Consider the following 15,213-nt stretch of genomic DNA (forward strand, 5'->3'; position numbering starts at 1 on the left):
CCACCCCGGCGAGCGTCACCCTCCGAGCCCCGACGCGTCCCGCGCGGGCGCGCTCAGCGCGCGTGCCGGCCCAGCGGGAGCGTCGCCAGCACCTCGTACCGGGGGCGCCGGCCGCGGCCCTCGCCGAGGTGCGACTCGACGAGCACCACCTCGTCGGCGCGCCACGTCGGCCCCTCGTAGGCGTCGAAGGTGCGCAACCAGCGGGTGGCCTCGCACGGACGCGGGAAGCGTCCGAGCGTGACGTGCGGGTGGAAGCGGGTGCCGTCGGGCGTGGCACCGACGCCGTTCGCGGCGCCGCGCGTGGCCCGGGCCAGGGCCGTGAGGTCGCCGTGCAGCACCTCGACACCGGCCCACAGGACCCGTGCCGCGTAGGGGTTCGGGAAGACGCCGGCCCCGGACAGCCGCAGCACGAGCGGGTCACGCCGCGACGCGACGGCGGCCAGGGCGTCGATGAGGTCGTCGAGGCCGTGCTCCGGCACCGCGCCGAGGAAGGCGAGGGTCACGTGCCACTGGTGCCGGTCGGTCCAGCGCAGCTCGGCACCGGCCTCACGGCGGGGCTCGACGTGGGCGGCGAGGTGCTCGAGGGCGTCGTCCGGCGGGACGAGCGCGACGAAGAGCCTCACGTCGCCGGCGCCCCGGCTCCCGACGTGTCGATGGCCGCCCCGGAGGCGAGCAGGCCGTCGACGTCGGGCACGCCCCACGCGGTCAGCGCCTCCAGGGTGTCGGCGCCGACCGGCGAGGGCGGGGTGGTCAGGGCGGCCGGTGTGCGGGAGAACCGCGGCGCCGGCGCCGGTTGCACGACGCCGTGGTGCTCGACGTAGGTGCCACGCGCGGCCAGGTGCGGGTGGGCGGGCGCCTCGGCGTAGGACAGCACCGGCTCGACGCAGGCGTCGGTCCCCTCGAACAGTGCGGTCCACGCGTCTCGGGTGCGGGTGCGGAAGGTGTCGGCGAGGAGGACGCGCAAGGCCGGCCACTCGCTCGGGTCGAGGCGGTTCGGTGCGACGTCGGCGAGGCCGAGCAGCGCGAGGAACGTGTCGTAGAAGGCCTGCTCGAGCGGACCGACGGCCATCCAGCCGCCGTCGCTCGTCTCGTAGACGTCGTAGAACGGAGCGCCGGTGTCGAGCAGGTTGGTGCCGCGGCGGTCGCTCCAGAGCCCGGCCCCGACGAGACCGAGGACGAGCGAGGAGACGTGCGCCGTGCCGTCGACGATCGCCGCGTCGACGACCTGGCCCTGCCCGCTGGTGCGGACCTCCAGCAGGGCCGCGAGGACGCCGACGACGAGGTAGAGCGCGCCGCCGCCGAAGTCGCCGACGAGGTTGACCGGCACCTGGGGCGGCCCGTCGGCCCGGCCGATGGCCCCGAGCGCGCCGGTGATTGCGATGTAGCCGATGTCGTGGCCCGCAGCCTGGGCGAGCGGGCCGTCCTGGCCCCAGCCGGTCATGCGCCCGTAGACGAGCCGGGGGTTGCGCTCGAGGCACGCGTCGGGGCCGAGGCCGAGGCGCTCGGCGACGCCGGGGCGGTAGCCCTCGACGAGCACGTCGGCCCGCTCGACGAGGTGCAGGGCGGCGGCGAGGCCGTCGGGGTGCTTGAGGTCGAGCGCGACGGAGGGGCGGCCGCGTCGGAGCAGGTCGTGCTCGGGCTCGAGCGGCACCGGCAGCGGCGACAGCCCGGGGCGGTCGATGCGGATGACGTCGGCGCCGAGGTCGGCGAGGAGCATCGCCGCGAACGGGGACGGGCCGATGCCGGCCAGCTCGACGACGCGGACGCCCGAGAGGGGACCTCCGCGCGGCGCCGGGCTCACGAGCGGTCGCGGCCCGTGCGGTCGAGCAGGAGCGCGATGATGCCGGCCAGCCCCGCGCCCAGGAACACGCCGAGCGCGCCGAGGAACAGGATCGCCGTGCCGACGTCGTAGGACTTCGTCACGGTGTAGCTCGGGCCGCCGGGCTCGCGCAGGCCGATGAAGACCCCGATGACGAGCCCGACGAGGGCCCCGGTGACGAGGAAGCGCTTGAAGTTCGGGGTGCGGGGGACGTCGGGGCTCACGGTCACAGCGTAAGCGAGCGCAGCGGCAGCAGGCCGTCCAGGTGGGCCCGCTGGCCGCTGGCGCGGACCCGGGCGGCGTCGACGGCGTCGTCCCACGTGAGGTCGCCGACGGCGAGGCGCAGCCACGTGTCGGCGTCGGTCTCGATGACGTTGGGCGGGGTGCCCCGCCGGTGCACCGGGCCCTCGATGCACTGGGCGGCCCCGAACGGCGGAACCCGCACCTCGACGGTGCGGCCCGGGGCGACGGTGGCGAGCTCCTCGAGCGTGTAGCGCACGGCGGTGGCGAGGGTCTGGCGGTCGGCCGCGAAGTCGGCGGCGCGGCAGGCCTCCAGCGCGGCCCGACCCGCGTCGACCCCGGTGCGTCGGCGTGGCGGCATGAGCGGCAGCCTAGCCCCGCCCACCGACGCCGCCCGACGCGTCGTCACGGACGCCCGGGGCGCGCGTCAACGCAGGCGCGGGATGACGTCGGCGACGACCGTGTCGAGGACGGCTCGGCTGCCGCGGTAGGGCTCGGTGGCTCGGGGCCAGTGCGTGATGACGTCGGTGAAGCCGAGGTCGGCGGCGCGGCCGACGGCGTCCTCGAACGCGTCGACGCTGCTCAGCGAGAACGTCGGCGCGCTGTCGAGGTTGAGGTAGCGGTCGAAGCCGCCCGGCTCGCGGCCGGCCGCGTCGAGCGACTCCTCGACGACGCGGCAGTGGCCGGCGACGAGCGCCCACCACTCGGCGTCGGTGTCGGCGCTGCCGCCATAGGTCATCCAGGCGTCGCCGCGGTGCACCGCGAGCCGGATGGACCGGGGGCCGTTGGCCGCGATGACGAGGGGCACCCGGTGGCCCTCGGGCAGGCCGCGCACCGGGCCGGGACGCGTCTGCACGTCGCGCGCCGAGTAGAAGCGGCCGTCGGCCGACACCCGGTCCTCGCGGAGCAGCCGGTCGAGCAGGTCGGTGAACTCGTGGAACCGGGCGACGCGCTCCTTGAGCGGCAGGTCGTCGCCGGTGATGCGCGAGTCGAGGTCGCCGCCCGTGCCGACGCCGAGGAGGAACCGGCCGCCGGAGATGTCGTCGAGCGCGAGGACCTCGCGCATGAACTGCACCGGGTGGTGGTTGTTCGGCGAGGACACGAAGGTGCCGAGGCGCGCGTGCGAGGTGACGGCGGCGGCCGCGGCGAGCGTCGGCACGGCGGCGAACCACGGCGACTCGGGCAGGCCGCCCCACGTGATGTGGTCGAAGGTCCAGAGGTGGTCGAAGCCCATCGCGTCGGCCTCACGCCACATCGGCTCGGCGACGGACCAGGCGTGCTCGGGCAGGATCGCGAGACCGAAGCGCATGCTCCGACGGTAGTACCGAACCAGCGGTGGTCCCGAACCGTTGTCGCTGTCGGCGCCGGGTCGTAGCGTCGGGAGGACCACCCGGAGCGCACCGGGTCGCTGAAGAGCCGCGAAGGAGCCGCCATGTCCAGCCTCGTCGTCCACTTCGAGATCCACGGCTCGGACCCCCAGGTCCTCGCCGACTTCTACGGCCGGCTGCTCGGCTGGTCCTTCCAGCAGTTCGGCGACATGCCGTACTGGTCCATCGACACCGGCGAGGAGTCGATGCACCAGGGCGGCGCCGGCCACGGCATCAACGGCGGCCTGACCCAGCGCCAGGGCGCCAGGCCCGAGATCGGCGGGGCCGTCAACGGCGCCAACCTCGTCGTCGCGGTCGACGACGTCGACGGCCTCTTCGCCAAGGGCCTCGAGCTCGGCGGCACCGAGGCCATCGCGCCGAACGACATGCAGGGCGTCGGGCGCCTCGCCTACCTCCACGACCCCGACGGCAACGTCTTCGGGCTCATCTCGCCGGTCATGTCCGACGGCACCACCGCCATGGGATCCTGACGCCGCGCCCCTCCTACGCTGGTCCGGTGACGACCGACCAGGGCTCCGACGAGTCCGCCGCCCGGACCTCCGACGCGACCGCCGGCTCCGCACCGTGGCCGTGGGACGACGCCGCGGTGCTCGCGGCGTCGACCGCGTGGTCGTGGGTGCCCGACTTCGCGCGCAGCGTCCGCACCGAGGAGTACCTCGTCGTCGCCTACCCCGAGACGTTCCTGACGCCGACGGGTGCCCGCGTGCTCGAGTCGGGCGGCGCAGGTCGTGACCCGCGCGACCTCGTCGACGAGGTGCACGCGGTGGCGCGCGGCCTCGGCCGCGACCGGCTCTGGTGGACCGTGTCGGACACGACGCGCCCGGCGGGCGTCGAGGACGAGCTCGTGCGTCGTGGCGGCACCGTCGTCGAAAGGTCGGACGTGCTCGCCTTCGACCTCTCGCAGGGCCAGGTGCCCGACCTCGGCGTGCCGGGCGACGTCACCGTGCGCCGCGTGGTCGAGCGCACCGACGTGCTCGAGGCGCTCGTCATCAGCCAGCTCGCCTTCGGCGGCAACGAGCCCGACGACGCCGAGGTCGACCTCAACGTCGCCGAGGTCGACAAGGGCCTGGTTGACGACTCCGGCGGGCGGGTCCTCGCCACCGTCGACGGCAGGCCGGCGAGCACCGGTGGCTGGACCCTCGCCGGGCCGGTGGCCCGGTTCTGGGGCGCCGGCACCCGCCCCGTCCTGCGCGGGCGCGGCGCCTGCCGCGCCGTCCTCCAGGCCCGGCTGCAGCACGTCGTCGACGCGGGGGCGACGCTCGCGCTGACGCACGGCCGGGTCGAGACGTCCTCGCCGATCCTGCGGGCGGTCGGCTTCCGCCGGTACGGCGAGCAGCGCCAGCTCGTCGTCGACCTCACGTGAGCCGCTCATGAGCGCCCGTGCCCGACGCAGCGGCCGCGGGGCCGCGAGCCCCGAGAGCCCCGCGACACCGGGGACCGACGCCGGGCCCGCGAGCCACGTCGCCCTCGAGTGGGACGAGCGCGGTGGCGTCACCGTGCACATGGACGGCTCGCCCCAGTCGCACGTGCAGCCCGACGACCCGACGGTCCTCGTCTTCGAGTACGTCCAGCACCTCGGCCAAGTCCTCGACGCCCTCGACCCGGAACCGCCGGCGCCGCTCGCGGTGACGCACGTCGGCGGGGCGGGGCTGACGCTGCCGCGCTACGTCGAGGCGACGCGTCCGGGCTCGCCGCAGATCGTCCTGGAACCCGACGCCGCGCTGACCGCGCTCGTCCGCGAGCAGGTGCCGCTCCCCCGTCGTCACCGAATCCGGGTGCGGCCCGTCGACGGCCTCACCGGCGTCGCCGCGCTGGGCGACGCGTCGGCCGGGGTCGTGGTCACCGACGCCTACGCCGGAGGACGCGTGCCCGGCGAGCTCGTCGGCACCACGTATGCGACGCAGGTGGCGCGCGTGCTCGGTCCGGGCGGCGTCGCGCTGTGGAACCTCGCCGACGAGCCGGGCCTGCGCTGGGTGTCGCGCGTCGTCGCGACGGTCCGGACGGTGCTGCCGGAGGTGGCGCTCGTCGCGACGCACGAGGTGCTCAAGCGTCGACGGTTCGGCAACGTCGTGCTCGTCGCGTCGCCCGCTCCTCTGCCGATCGACCGGCTGCGCCGCGACGTCGCCAAGGCCGCACTGCCCACGGGACTGCGCGTCGGCGAAGAGCTGAACCGACTGTGCGCCGGTGCGAAGCCGTTCGGGGACAACGGGACCCGCAGCCCAGAGCCGCCCGACGCGTCCGGCTGGCGCGTCGTCTGACACGCGCGAGGGGGCGGCGCCCGGGCCGGGCGCCGCCCCCTCGCGGGAGAACGTGTCGACTAGCCGCCGAAGACCGCCGGCATCGTGAACTGGTGCGCCGAGCGCAGCTCGGACACCGACACCGTGAAGAGGTCGGTGACCTCGACGTCGCGGCCACCGGTGACGCCGATGCGCACGTGCGGGACCTCGCCGAGCAGCTGCTCGAACTCGGCGGCGTGGCCGGCCGGGACGGCCACGAGGATGCGGGCCGCGGACTCGGAGAAGAGCGCCGTGAACGCGTCGAGCGGCTCGCCCGCCTCGGTGGCGCCGACGCGGTCGAGGCCGTCGACGATGACGCCGACGCCGTGGCGCATCGCCATCTCGGCCAGGCCGATCGCGAGGCCACCCTCGGAGAGGTCGTGCGCGGCCTCGACGATGCCGGCCTGCGCGGCACGGACGAGCGCCTCGCCGAGGGCCTGCTCGGCGGCGAGGTCGACCTTCGGCGGCAGGCCGCCGAGGTGCTTGTGCACCACGTGCGCCCACTCGGAGCCGTCGAGCTCGTCGCGGGTCGTGCCGAGGAGGTAGACGTGCGCGTCGTCGGTTCGGAAGCCCGAGCCGGAGCGCTTCGAGACGTCCTCCATGACCCCGAGCACGCCGATGACGGGTGTCGGGTGGATGGCGACGTCGCCGGTCTGGTTGTAGAACGACACGTTGCCGCCGGTGACCGGGATGCCGAGGGTCTTGCAGCCCTCGGCGATGCCGCGGATCGCCTCGCGGAACTGCCACATGACGCCTGGGTCCTCCGGCGAGCCGAAGTTGAGGCAGTCGGTGACCGCGAGCGGCGCGGCACCGGCCGTGACGACGTTGCGGTAGGCCTCGGCCAGGGCGAGCTGGGCACCGGTGTACGGGTCGAGCTTGGCGAAGCGCCCGTTGCAGTCGGTCGCGACGGCGACGCCGCGGCCGGTCTCCTCGTCGACGCGGACCACACCGGCGTCGTCGGGCTGCGCGAGCGCGGTGTTGCCGAGCACGTAGCGGTCGTACTGGTCGGTGACCCACGACTTGTCGCAGAGGTTCGGCGAGCCGAGGAGCGTCAGCAGCTGGGCGCGGATGTCGTCGCCGGACTCCGGGCGCTCGAGCGTCGCGGCCGAGTCGGCGTTGAGCGCGTCGAGGTAGTCGGGGCGGGCCAGCGGGCGGTTGTACGTCGGGCCCTCGTGCGCCACCGAGCGCGGCGGCACGTCGACGATGACCTCGCCGTGCCAGGTGATGACGAGGTGGTCGCCGTCGGTGACCTCGCCGACGACGGTGGCCTCGACGTCCCAGCGGTCGGTGATCGCCATGAACTCGTCGAGGTGCTTCGGCTCGACGACCGCCATCATCCGTTCCTGCGACTCGGACATGAGGATCTCGTGCGGCTCGAGGGTCGCGTCGCGCAGCGGCACGCGGTCGAGCTCGACGTGCATGCCGCCGTCGCCGTTGCTCGCGAGCTCGCTGGTGGCACAGGACAGCCCGGCACCGCCGAGGTCCTGGATGCCGTCGACCACGCCGGCCTTGTAGAGGTCGAGGCAGCACTCGATGAGCACCTTCTCGGCGAACGGGTCGCCGACCTGCACGGCCGGGCGCTTGGCCGGGCCGCCGGCCTCGAACGTCTCGGACGCGAGGACCGAGACGCCGCCGATGCCGTCGCCGCCGGTCTTGGCGCCGAAGAGGATGACCTTGTTGCCGACGCCGCTGGCCTTGGCCAGGTGGATGTCCTCGACGCGCATGGCGCCGACGCAGAGGGCGTTGACGAGGGGGTTGCCCTGGTAGCAGTCGTCGAAGACGACCTCGCCGCCGATGTTCGGCAGGCCGAGGCAGTTGCCGTAGCCGCCGACGCCGGCGATGACGCCCGGCAGGACGCGCTGGGTGTCGGGGTGGTGCAGGTTGCCGAAGCGCAGCGGGTCCATGACGGCGATCGGGCGGGCGCCCATCGACATGATGTCGCGGACGATGCCGCCCACGCCGGTGGCCGCACCCTGGTAGGGCTCGACGTAGGACGGGTGGTTGTGCGACTCGACCTTGAAGGTGACCGCCCAGCCGTCGCCGATGTCGACGACCCCGGCGTTCTCACCGATGCCGACGAGGAGCTTCTCGCGCATCTCGTCGGTGGTGTTCTCGCCCCAGAGCTTGAAGTGGACCTTGCTCGACTTGTACGAGCAGTGCTCGGACCACATGACCGAGTACATGGCCAGCTCGGCGATGGTGGGCCGGCGGCCGACGATCTCGCGGATGTTGGCGTACTCGTCGGACTTGAGGCCGAGCTCGGCCCACGGCTGCTCGACCTCGGGGGTGGCCGCGGCGTTCGCGACGGTGTCGAGGCCGGCCTCGGGGGTGGCGGTGGCCGTGGCTGCGGTGTCGCTCATGCGGTGGCTGCGCTCTCGAGGGTGTACTTGATCAGCGAGGTGAAGAAGGCCCGGCCGTCGAGGCTGGGGCCGTAGCCCTGCTCGATGCAGTGCTCGGGGTGCGGCATGAGGCCCACGACGTTGCCGCGCCTGTTCGTGATGCCGGCGATGTTGCGGTAGGACCCGTTGGGGTTGCGGCCCTCGGCGTCGGTGACGTAGCGGAACACGACGCGTCCGTCGCCCTCGAGCCTGTCGAGGGTCTTGTCGTCGGCGACGAAGCCACCCTCGCCGTTCTTCAGGACGATGGTGATCTCCTGGCCGGCCTCGAACTCGTTCGTCCAGGCGGTGGAGGCGTTCTCGACGACGAGCCGGGTGTCGACGCAGTTGAACTTGCGGTGGTCGTTGCGGATCAGTGCTCCGGGCAGGAGGTGGCTCTCGGTGAGCACCTGGAAGCCGTTGCAGATGCCGAGCACCGGTAGTCCGCCCTTGGCGGCGGGGACGAGGGCGTCCATGACCGGCGCGAAGCGGGCGATGGCGCCGCAGCGCAGGTAGTCGCCGTAGGAGAACCCGCCGGGGAGGATGACGGCGTCGACACCCTTGAGGTCCGCGTCGCCGTGCCAGAGGGAGACCGCCTCGCCGCCGCACTCGCGCACGGCGCGGGCCGCGTCACGGTCGTCGAGCGAGCCGGGGAAGGTGACGACGCCGACCTTCACCGCGCGGCGTCCTTCGACTCCGCGCCGGCGTCCTCGGCGGGCGCGTCGGCGGCGTCGGGCTCCTCGAGGACCCGGACCGACACGACGTCCTCGATGACGGGGTTCGACAGGAGCTTCTCGGCGGCCTCACGGGCCGCAGCGAGGTGCTCGTCGGTGATGTCACCCTCGACCGTGAGGACGAACCGCTTGCCCTGACGGACGTCGGTGAACCCGTCGAAGCCGAGGCGCGGAAGTGCCCCGCCGACGGCTTGGCCCTGGGGGTCGAGGATCTCGGGCTTGAGCATGACGTCGACGACGATGCTTCCCATCGGTGATGGTTCTCCCTGTCTGGACGGGGTCAGGAGCGTCCGTTCGGACGGCCGAAGTCTATCGGCCCCCGCCCGTGCTCCGGACCGCGTCTCAGCGTGACTGCAGCGCGTCGAGGGCGACGGCCATCGCGGCGCCGACGCGCCAGTCGAGGCGCCGGCCGTCGGCGAGGGCCGGCAGGTCGACGTGGTAGACGTCGCGGACCCCGACGCGCTTGGTCGAGCTGAGGACCGTCTCGCCCTCCGGCGTGCGGAAGTCGAAGTGGAACAGCCACGGCACCGGGATGTCGCCGACGACCGGCACGACGTCCCAGATCCGGCGCAGGATGGCGACCTTGGCGTTGCGCTCGCTGCCGGTGCTCTCGAGGCCGGCGGCGTCGCGCAGGTGCCATGTCGAGCTGGCGAGCGAGGCGCCGAAGTTCTTCTTGAACCAGCCGATCGGCCGGCCGTTCGCGTCGACGGCGTCGTAGCCCGAGCCGAGGTCGATGACCTTGCGGGCGCGGAACCCGAAGAGCGCGTGGGTCTTCGCGGCGTCGCTGAAGAACGTCACCTCCTCCTTGAGCTTCATCCGCTTCTGCTCGGCGAAGCACAGCATCCCCAGCTCGGCACCCGTGCCGTCGGAGCGGTGGATCTCGTACCGGTTGACCATCATCGTGACGCGCTGGCGCACGACGTAGTGACCGGTGTCGGGGGCGGGCTGCTCGGCGACGGGCTCGCTCATGCGGCCAGCGTGCCACAGCGCTCGCGGGCTGCGCCGTGACAGGCTGGCGCGGGTGACGACGACCGTGCGCCCGGCCTGCCCCGATGACCTGGCCGGCCTGCCGGCTCTCGAGGACGCCTCCGACGAGGTTTTCGCCCGCCACGGCGTCGGGCCGATCCCGCCGGTCGCCACGACGGCTGCGGACCTCGCGCACGCCGCACAGGTGCTCGTGGCCGAGGACGCGTCCGGGGTCGTCGGGTTCGCACGGCTCGAGGTCGTCGACGGCGAGGCGCACCTCGAGCAGCTGTCGGTGCTCCCCGACGCCACGGGCCGGGGCGTCGGGACCGCGCTGCTCGACGCGTCGGTGGCGTGGGCCGCGCGAACGGGCCACGGCGCCGTGACCCTGTGCACCTTCGCGGACGTGCCGTGGAACGGGCCGTTCTACGGGGGCCGCGGCTTCGAGACCGTCACCGACCTGACGCCGGGCCTGCGGGCGCTCCGCGAGACCGAGAGAGGCCTCGGCCTGGACGAGGTGGGCCGCCGCGTCGTGATGCGACGCGGCGTCGGACCGTCGGCGGTGCTCGAGGACCTGACGCGCGGCCTGGTGGACGCGCTCGGCGACGAGCTCGTGGGCATCTGGGTGCACGGCTCCCTCGTGGCCGGCGACTTCACCCCGACCCGCAGCGACCTCGACGTGCTCGTGGCGCTGCGGCACGCGCCCGACGACGCGACGCTCGCCGCGGTGGCACCGGTGCACGCATCGGTCGAGGCACGCCACCCGGCCTGGGTCGGACGCGTCGAGGTGGAGACCGTCGGGGTGCCGACCGTCGAGTCGCTGGCGGCCGGAGGCGAGCCATCGTCGGACGACGTCATCATGCGGATCAGCCCCGGCGAGCCCCTGCACCTGCTGCCGGCGACCCGCCACCGGGTGCTGACGTGGGCCATGGTCCGCGAGCGGGGGCGGCCGCTCGTCGGCCCGCCGACGAGTGACGTGCTGCCCGCGGTGGCACCGGAGCAGCTGCGCGAGGCGCTGCTGGCCCACGTGCGGGACTGGCCCACCTGGGTCGAGGACATGCGGCCCGTGGGCGCGCAGTCGTACGCGGTGCTGTCGATCTGCAGGGCGTGGTGCGCCCTCGTCGAGGGCGAGCAGCTCTCGAAACGGGCTGCAGCAGAGCGGTTCTCGGCAACGCATTCCTCCGATGCGGCACTCGTGGACTGGGCCCGTGACTGGTGGTACGCCGATGGTTCGGACGAGGACCCCGGCCGGTTCGAGCAGGTGCGGGAGCTCGTCGTGCGCACGAGCCGGGCGACCCTCGAGGCGGACGCCGCGTCGTGAGGCGACGGCACCCGCTCGCCGCCGGGGTGACTCAGGCCGGCGCGAGGCGGGCGTGCAGGTGCATGTCGTGCCAGCCGTCCGGGTGCAGCAGGGCCGACCGGCGCACGCCCTCGAGCTCGAAGCCGTTCTTGACGGCGACGCGGCACGAGGGCTCGTTGTGGACCGAGTGCATCAGCTCGATGCGGTGCAGCCCGAGCGCGAACAACCAGTCCGTCATCGCGGCGAGGGCTCGGCCGGCGACGCCGTGACCGCGCCCTTCCGGCAGGACCCAGTAGCCGACCTCGGCGACACCCTCGTCGAGGTGCAGCACCGGCAGGCCGACGCGGCCGACGAGGGTTCCCGCCGCGTCGACGACGGCCCACTCGGCCCCGGTTTCTCGCTGCCACCGGGCGTGCGCCCGCGCTCGGACCCACTCGAGCGCCTCGGCGTGGGTCAGCGACCGGCGGTGCCAACGCTGGATGGCCGGGTCGGAGTACGCGCGGACGAGCGCGTCGGCGTCGTCGTCGACGAACGGGCGCAGCGTCAGGCCGGCACCCGCGTCGACGATCGGCTGGGCGGTGGCGCTGAGCGATCCGGGCGCGACGGCGACAGGAAGGGCGGACATCCAGCCATCCTCGCACCAGCCACCGACATTGCTGTCGTCGAGCGGATCGGTCTGCGCCGCAAAGGAACCCGATGTGGACAAGCCTTGAGCGCAGGGTGCGAGTGACGTAGAATCGAACACATGTTCGAACCAACAGGGGTTGGCGTGACCGGGGCGGCTGGCCGCCTCGGGGCGCTCACGGCAGCCCTGCAGGCCGAGCTCGCGACCCTCGACACCACGGCCCTCAACACCGAGGCGCTCGATGATGCGTCGCTGGTCGACGCCCTGGCCGCCCTGGAGGTGGCCAAGGCGGCGTGCGCAGCAGCCCAGGCGCGGCTCACCGAGCGGGTCGTCGCCTCCCGGGCCGGGGTGGCAGTGCGGTTGCGGGAGGAGGCGCGGGCGTGTGCCGACGCGGGCGACTTCGACGGATGGGTCCTGGCCCGCGACCGGGCCCGCACCCTCGAGCTCGACCCCGAGGAGGCCGGCACATGGCGCCGGGGCGGGCGGCGAGGTGGGCGGCCGGGCGCGGGAAGCAACGACGAGCACGCCGGTGCCCGGTCGCGCTCGTCGCGGCGTCTGATGCTGTCGCGGACCGGTGTGGCGGCCGAGGTCGCCCTGGCCCGACGCGAGTCGCCGGCGCGGGGGTCGCGGCTGGCCAACGCGTCGGTCGCGCTGGTGCGCCACCTGCCCCGCACGCTGGAGGCCCTGTCGGCCGGGGTCCTGAACGAGCGCCGCGCCGAGCTCGTCGTCCGGGCCACCAGCCACCTCGACCCGGCCGTCCGGTCGAGGGCCGACGCCGAGGTCATCGGCGCCCACCTCGACCTGGCTGACCCGGCCGACCCCACCCGTGGAATCGGCGGGTGGGGCGACCGCGAGCTCGAACGCCGCGTCCGGGCCTGCGCCGACCGGCTCGACGCCGAGGCCGCCGTCGCCCGAGCCCGCGTGGCCGAGTCCGAGCGGCGGGTCACGATCCGGCCCGTCCCGGACACCATGGCCCTGGTCACCGCGCTGCTGCCGGTCGCCGAGGCTGTCGCCGTGCACGCCGCCCTGACCCGCGCCGCAGCAACGGCGAAGGCCGCCGGCGACACCCGGGGCAAGGGCCAGCTGATGGCCGACACCCTCGTCGAGGGCGTCACCGGCCAGGCCACCGCCGCCGACGTGCCCGTCGAGATCCAGCTCGTCATCACCGACCGCGCCCTGCTCGCCGGCGACCACACCCCGGCGCACGTGCCCGGCTACGGCCCGGTCCCGGCCGGCTGGGCCCGCGACCTGCTCGCCCGCGTCACGGCCCCGACCCTCGACACGCCACGCGGCCGCTTCGCGTCACGCGCCTCCAGCGGAGCCGACGACACCGGCGGAGCCGGTGGCGCCGGTGAGGCCGGTGGCGCCGGCACGCGCGCCTCGGACAGCGGCCGCGGCGGTCCCGCCGACGACACCCACGGCACCGTGGAACCAAGCGCACCGGCCAGGGCGTGGGTCCGGCGCCTGTTCACCCACCCCGACACCGGCACCCTCGTCGCCATGGACAGCACCCGGCGCCTCTTCCCGGCCGGCCTGCGGCGGTTCGTCATCGCCCGAGACGGCACCTGCCGCACCCCGTGGTGCGATGCACCCGTGGCCCACCTCGACCACATCACCCCACACGCAGAAGGGGGAGCCACCAGCGCCGACAACGGCCAGGGCCTGTGCGTGCGGTGCAACCTGGTCAAGGAACAACCCGGCTGGCACTCCCGCGTCGTCGAGGCCGGGCCCGCCCACGGCGATGACCTGCCCCACACGGTCGAGATCACCACCCCGACCGGGCACCGGTACACCTCGACCTCTCCACCGGTCCTGCCCCTCACGCACGGGCTGGAACCCCACGTGATGCCAGCACCTCCACCCCAGGCTTCACCGCCCGTGTCAGCATCGTCGGAGCCGTCGCCGGCACCGGCCACGATCGTCATCCTCGAGCTCTACCGAACCGGGCCGATCGAGCTCGAGCTGGCGAGCTGACCGAGAGCATCGCTCGGCCCTCAGAGCACGAGCTTCATCCGCGGCGCCGTCGTCGGCTCGAAACCGAGTCGCTCGTAGAGGCGCTGCCCGTCGGGCGTCGCGCTGAGGTCGACCCGGTCAGCGCCGATCGACCGCGCCCAGTCCGCGACGTCCCGCACGAGGAGCGTGCCGTATCCCCGGCCCCGTTGGTCCGGCACCGTCACGACGTTGGCGAGCCGAACCGTTCGCCCGCGCGGACAGTAGCGGTTCGGCACGCCGAGCTCGAGCGTGCCGATCGCCGTCGCGACCACCTCACCGCCGGCCTCGACCAGGGGAAACCACGCCATCGAGGGATCGTCGACGACGCGCACGAACCACTCCCGCGCCCGGGACCGCCAGGGCGCCTCCGCGTCGCCGACGCCTTCGTCCACGCCTTCGTCGACGCCTTCGTCGACGCCTTCGTCGACGCCTTCGTCGAAGACCATCGCCCAGAGCTGGAGCAGCCGGTCGACGTCCGACGGAAGGGCCCGGCGCAGCACTCCCGCGCCGGGAGCGCCCGTCACCACCGCGCTCCCGTCACGTCAGAAGCTCTCGCCCGTGAGCCGCTCGTAGGCCTCGACGTACTTGGCGCGGGTCTGCTCGACGACGTGCTGGGGCAGCTCGGGCGGCGGCCCGCCGGCCTTGCGGTCCCAGCCCGACTCGGCCGAGGTGAGCCAGTCGCGCACGAACTGCTTGTCGTAGGAGGGCTGCGGATGACCCGGCTCCCACAGCTCGGCCGGCCAGAAGCGCGACGAGTCGGGGGTCAGCACCTCGTCGGCGAGGACGAGCCCGCCGGACCCGTCGGGGGCGACCCCGAACTCGACCTTGGTGTCGGCGATGAGGATGCCGCGCGCGGCGGCGATCTCGTTGCCCCGCGCCAGGATCGCGCGGGTCAGGCGCGACACCTCGGCGGCCACGTCGGCACCGAGCTCGGCCTCGACCTCCCCCGGCGTCATCGGCAGGTCGTGCTCGCCGACGGGCGCCTTGGTCGTCGGCGTGAAGACCGGTTCGGGCAGCTTCGAGCCGTCGACCAGCCCCTCGGGCAGAGCGACGCCCGAGACCGACCCCTTCTCGCGGTACTCCTCGAGGCCGCCGCCCGTGAGGTAGGCCCGGGCGATGGCCTCGACCTTGAGCATGTCGAGCCGGCGAACGACCACACCGCGCCCGGCGACGGCGTCGGGCACGTCGGTGGACACGACGTGGTTGGGCACGAGGTCGGCGAGCTGGTCGAACCACCACAGCGACAGACGCGTCAGCACCGCGCCCTTGTCGGGGATCTCGGGCGACATCATCCAGTCGTAGGCCGAGAGCCGGTTCGAGGCGACGAGCAGCAGCCGGTCGGGCACGACCTCGCCCGCGGCGTCGAGCGGCGCGTAGAGGTCGCGCACCTTGCCGGAGTAGACGTGCTCGTAGCCGGGGAGGTCCAGGGGAAGGTCGGTCACGCGCACAGCCTGCCACCTGCTGAGGCGGTCGGGCACGGCGCGTTCGGGGGGAAGGGGCA

General features: G+C 74.0%; 17 protein-coding genes. 5 read left to right on the top strand and 12 right to left on the bottom strand.

Annotated features, from left to right (window positions below):
* Positions 1 to 53: 53 nt before the first annotated feature.
* The 5 genes from thpR to AC3A5R_RS07305 all read right to left on the bottom strand — a co-directional run bounded on the left by thpR (position 54) and on the right by AC3A5R_RS07305 (position 3,368).
* A complete protein-coding gene (thpR, locus tag AC3A5R_RS07285; protein WP_487620057.1) occupies positions 54 to 623 on the bottom strand; it encodes an RNA 2',3'-cyclic phosphodiesterase in 570 nt (189 codons plus the stop codon).
* Positions 620 to 1,801 carry a CaiB/BaiF CoA transferase family protein gene (locus AC3A5R_RS07290; protein WP_487620058.1) on the bottom strand — a complete coding sequence of 394 codons (1,182 nt, stop codon included), beginning with the start codon at positions 1,799 to 1,801 and terminating at the stop codon, positions 620 to 622. Before AC3A5R_RS07290 ends, thpR begins: the two co-directional genes overlap by 4 nt.
* Complete coding sequence (locus AC3A5R_RS07295) at positions 1,798 to 2,043, bottom strand: hypothetical protein (protein ID WP_487620059.1); 246 nt, start codon at positions 2,041 to 2,043, stop codon at positions 1,798 to 1,800. Before AC3A5R_RS07295 ends, AC3A5R_RS07290 begins: the two co-directional genes overlap by 4 nt.
* 2 nt (positions 2,044 to 2,045) lie before the next feature.
* On the bottom strand, positions 2,046 to 2,420 hold the full coding sequence (locus AC3A5R_RS07300) for a sterol carrier family protein (RefSeq protein WP_487620060.1): 375 nt from the start codon (positions 2,418 to 2,420) through the stop codon (positions 2,046 to 2,048).
* Between the two features lie 66 nt (positions 2,421 to 2,486).
* A complete protein-coding gene (locus tag AC3A5R_RS07305; protein ID WP_487620061.1) occupies positions 2,487 to 3,368 on the bottom strand; it encodes an LLM class flavin-dependent oxidoreductase in 882 nt (293 codons plus the stop codon).
* Between the two features lie 123 nt (positions 3,369 to 3,491).
* Between AC3A5R_RS07305 and AC3A5R_RS07310 the strand changes: the two genes are divergently transcribed.
* The 3 genes from AC3A5R_RS07310 to AC3A5R_RS07320 are packed head-to-tail and all read left to right on the top strand — an operon-like array spanning position 3,492 to position 5,705.
* Positions 3,492 to 3,917: a VOC family protein gene (locus AC3A5R_RS07310; protein ID WP_487620062.1), complete on the top strand. Its 426-nt coding sequence runs from the start codon at positions 3,492 to 3,494 to the stop codon at positions 3,915 to 3,917.
* A gap of 26 nt (positions 3,918 to 3,943) precedes the next feature.
* Positions 3,944 to 4,810, top strand: coding sequence for a GNAT family N-acetyltransferase (locus tag AC3A5R_RS07315; protein WP_487620063.1), 867 nt, complete (start codon positions 3,944 to 3,946; stop codon positions 4,808 to 4,810).
* Positions 4,811 to 4,817: 7 nt separating this feature from the next.
* Complete coding sequence (locus tag AC3A5R_RS07320) at positions 4,818 to 5,705, top strand: spermidine synthase (RefSeq protein WP_487620064.1); 888 nt, start codon at positions 4,818 to 4,820, stop codon at positions 5,703 to 5,705.
* Between the two features lie 59 nt (positions 5,706 to 5,764).
* Here the strand turns inward: AC3A5R_RS07320 and purL are convergent, their stop codons facing one another.
* The 4 genes from purL to AC3A5R_RS07340 form a co-directional block, all read right to left on the bottom strand.
* Positions 5,765 to 8,083: a phosphoribosylformylglycinamidine synthase subunit PurL gene (purL, locus tag AC3A5R_RS07325; protein ID WP_487620065.1), complete on the bottom strand. Its 2,319-nt coding sequence runs from the start codon at positions 8,081 to 8,083 to the stop codon at positions 5,765 to 5,767.
* Positions 8,080 to 8,775, bottom strand: a complete 696-nt coding sequence (gene purQ, locus AC3A5R_RS07330) for a phosphoribosylformylglycinamidine synthase subunit PurQ (protein ID WP_487620066.1) — start codon at positions 8,773 to 8,775, stop codon at positions 8,080 to 8,082. The genes purL and purQ overlap by 4 nt, the downstream gene beginning before the upstream one ends.
* Complete coding sequence (purS, locus tag AC3A5R_RS07335; RefSeq protein WP_487620067.1) at positions 8,772 to 9,083, bottom strand: phosphoribosylformylglycinamidine synthase subunit PurS; 312 nt, start codon at positions 9,081 to 9,083, stop codon at positions 8,772 to 8,774. Before purS ends, purQ begins: the two co-directional genes overlap by 4 nt.
* 91 nt (positions 9,084 to 9,174) lie before the next feature.
* Positions 9,175 to 9,801 (bottom strand): LURP-one-related family protein, encoded by a 627-nt coding sequence (locus AC3A5R_RS07340; protein ID WP_487620068.1) that lies wholly within the window; start codon positions 9,799 to 9,801, stop codon positions 9,175 to 9,177.
* 52 nt (positions 9,802 to 9,853) lie between these two features.
* Here AC3A5R_RS07340 and AC3A5R_RS07345 point away from each other — a divergent pair, with 52 nt between their 5' ends.
* Positions 9,854 to 11,116: a GNAT family N-acetyltransferase gene (locus tag AC3A5R_RS07345; protein WP_487620069.1), complete on the top strand. Its 1,263-nt coding sequence runs from the start codon at positions 9,854 to 9,856 to the stop codon at positions 11,114 to 11,116.
* Positions 11,117 to 11,147: 31 nt separating this feature from the next.
* Here AC3A5R_RS07345 and AC3A5R_RS07350 read toward each other — a convergent pair whose 3' ends face one another.
* Positions 11,148 to 11,720, bottom strand: a complete 573-nt coding sequence (locus AC3A5R_RS07350; protein ID WP_487620070.1) for a GNAT family N-acetyltransferase — start codon at positions 11,718 to 11,720, stop codon at positions 11,148 to 11,150.
* 144 nt (positions 11,721 to 11,864) lie between these two features.
* Between AC3A5R_RS07350 and AC3A5R_RS07355 the strand changes: the two genes are divergently transcribed.
* Positions 11,865 to 13,694: an HNH endonuclease gene (locus AC3A5R_RS07355; protein WP_487620071.1), complete on the top strand. Its 1,830-nt coding sequence runs from the start codon at positions 11,865 to 11,867 to the stop codon at positions 13,692 to 13,694.
* 20 nt (positions 13,695 to 13,714) lie between these two features.
* Here the strand turns inward: AC3A5R_RS07355 and AC3A5R_RS07360 are convergent, their stop codons facing one another.
* Together AC3A5R_RS07360 and AC3A5R_RS07365 are read right to left on the bottom strand one after the other, a co-directional pair.
* Positions 13,715 to 14,236 (bottom strand): N-acetyltransferase family protein, encoded by a 522-nt coding sequence (locus AC3A5R_RS07360; RefSeq protein WP_487620072.1) that lies wholly within the window; start codon positions 14,234 to 14,236, stop codon positions 13,715 to 13,717.
* Between the two features lie 18 nt (positions 14,237 to 14,254).
* Positions 14,255 to 15,160 (bottom strand): phosphoribosylaminoimidazolesuccinocarboxamide synthase, encoded by a 906-nt coding sequence (locus AC3A5R_RS07365; RefSeq protein WP_487620130.1) that lies wholly within the window; start codon positions 15,158 to 15,160, stop codon positions 14,255 to 14,257.
* Between the last annotated feature and the right edge of the window lie 53 nt (positions 15,161 to 15,213).

The sequence above is a fragment of the Intrasporangium sp. Soil_C_50 genome, from assembly GCF_057656595.1.

What these genes read in the sequence shown, in the direction of transcription:
- AC3A5R_RS07350 (WP_487620070.1), bottom strand. Translation starts at nt 11,720, where the DNA reads ATGTCCGCCCTTCCTGTCGCCGTCGCGCCCGGATCGCTCAGCGCCACC.
- AC3A5R_RS07340 (WP_487620068.1), bottom strand. Translation starts at nt 9,801, where the DNA reads ATGAGCGAGCCCGTCGCCGAGCAGCCCGCCCCCGACACCGGTCACTAC.
- purL (WP_487620065.1), bottom strand. Translation starts at nt 8,083, where the DNA reads ATGAGCGACACCGCAGCCACGGCCACCGCCACCCCCGAGGCCGGCCTC.
- AC3A5R_RS07305 (WP_487620061.1), bottom strand. Translation starts at nt 3,368, where the DNA reads ATGCGCTTCGGTCTCGCGATCCTGCCCGAGCACGCCTGGTCCGTCGCC.
- AC3A5R_RS07320 (WP_487620064.1), top strand. Translation starts at nt 4,818, where the DNA reads ATGAGCGCCCGTGCCCGACGCAGCGGCCGCGGGGCCGCGAGCCCCGAG.
- AC3A5R_RS07310 (WP_487620062.1), top strand. Translation starts at nt 3,492, where the DNA reads ATGTCCAGCCTCGTCGTCCACTTCGAGATCCACGGCTCGGACCCCCAG.
- purS (WP_487620067.1), bottom strand. Translation starts at nt 9,083, where the DNA reads ATGGGAAGCATCGTCGTCGACGTCATGCTCAAGCCCGAGATCCTCGAC.
- AC3A5R_RS07300 (WP_487620060.1), bottom strand. Translation starts at nt 2,420, where the DNA reads ATGCCGCCACGCCGACGCACCGGGGTCGACGCGGGTCGGGCCGCGCTG.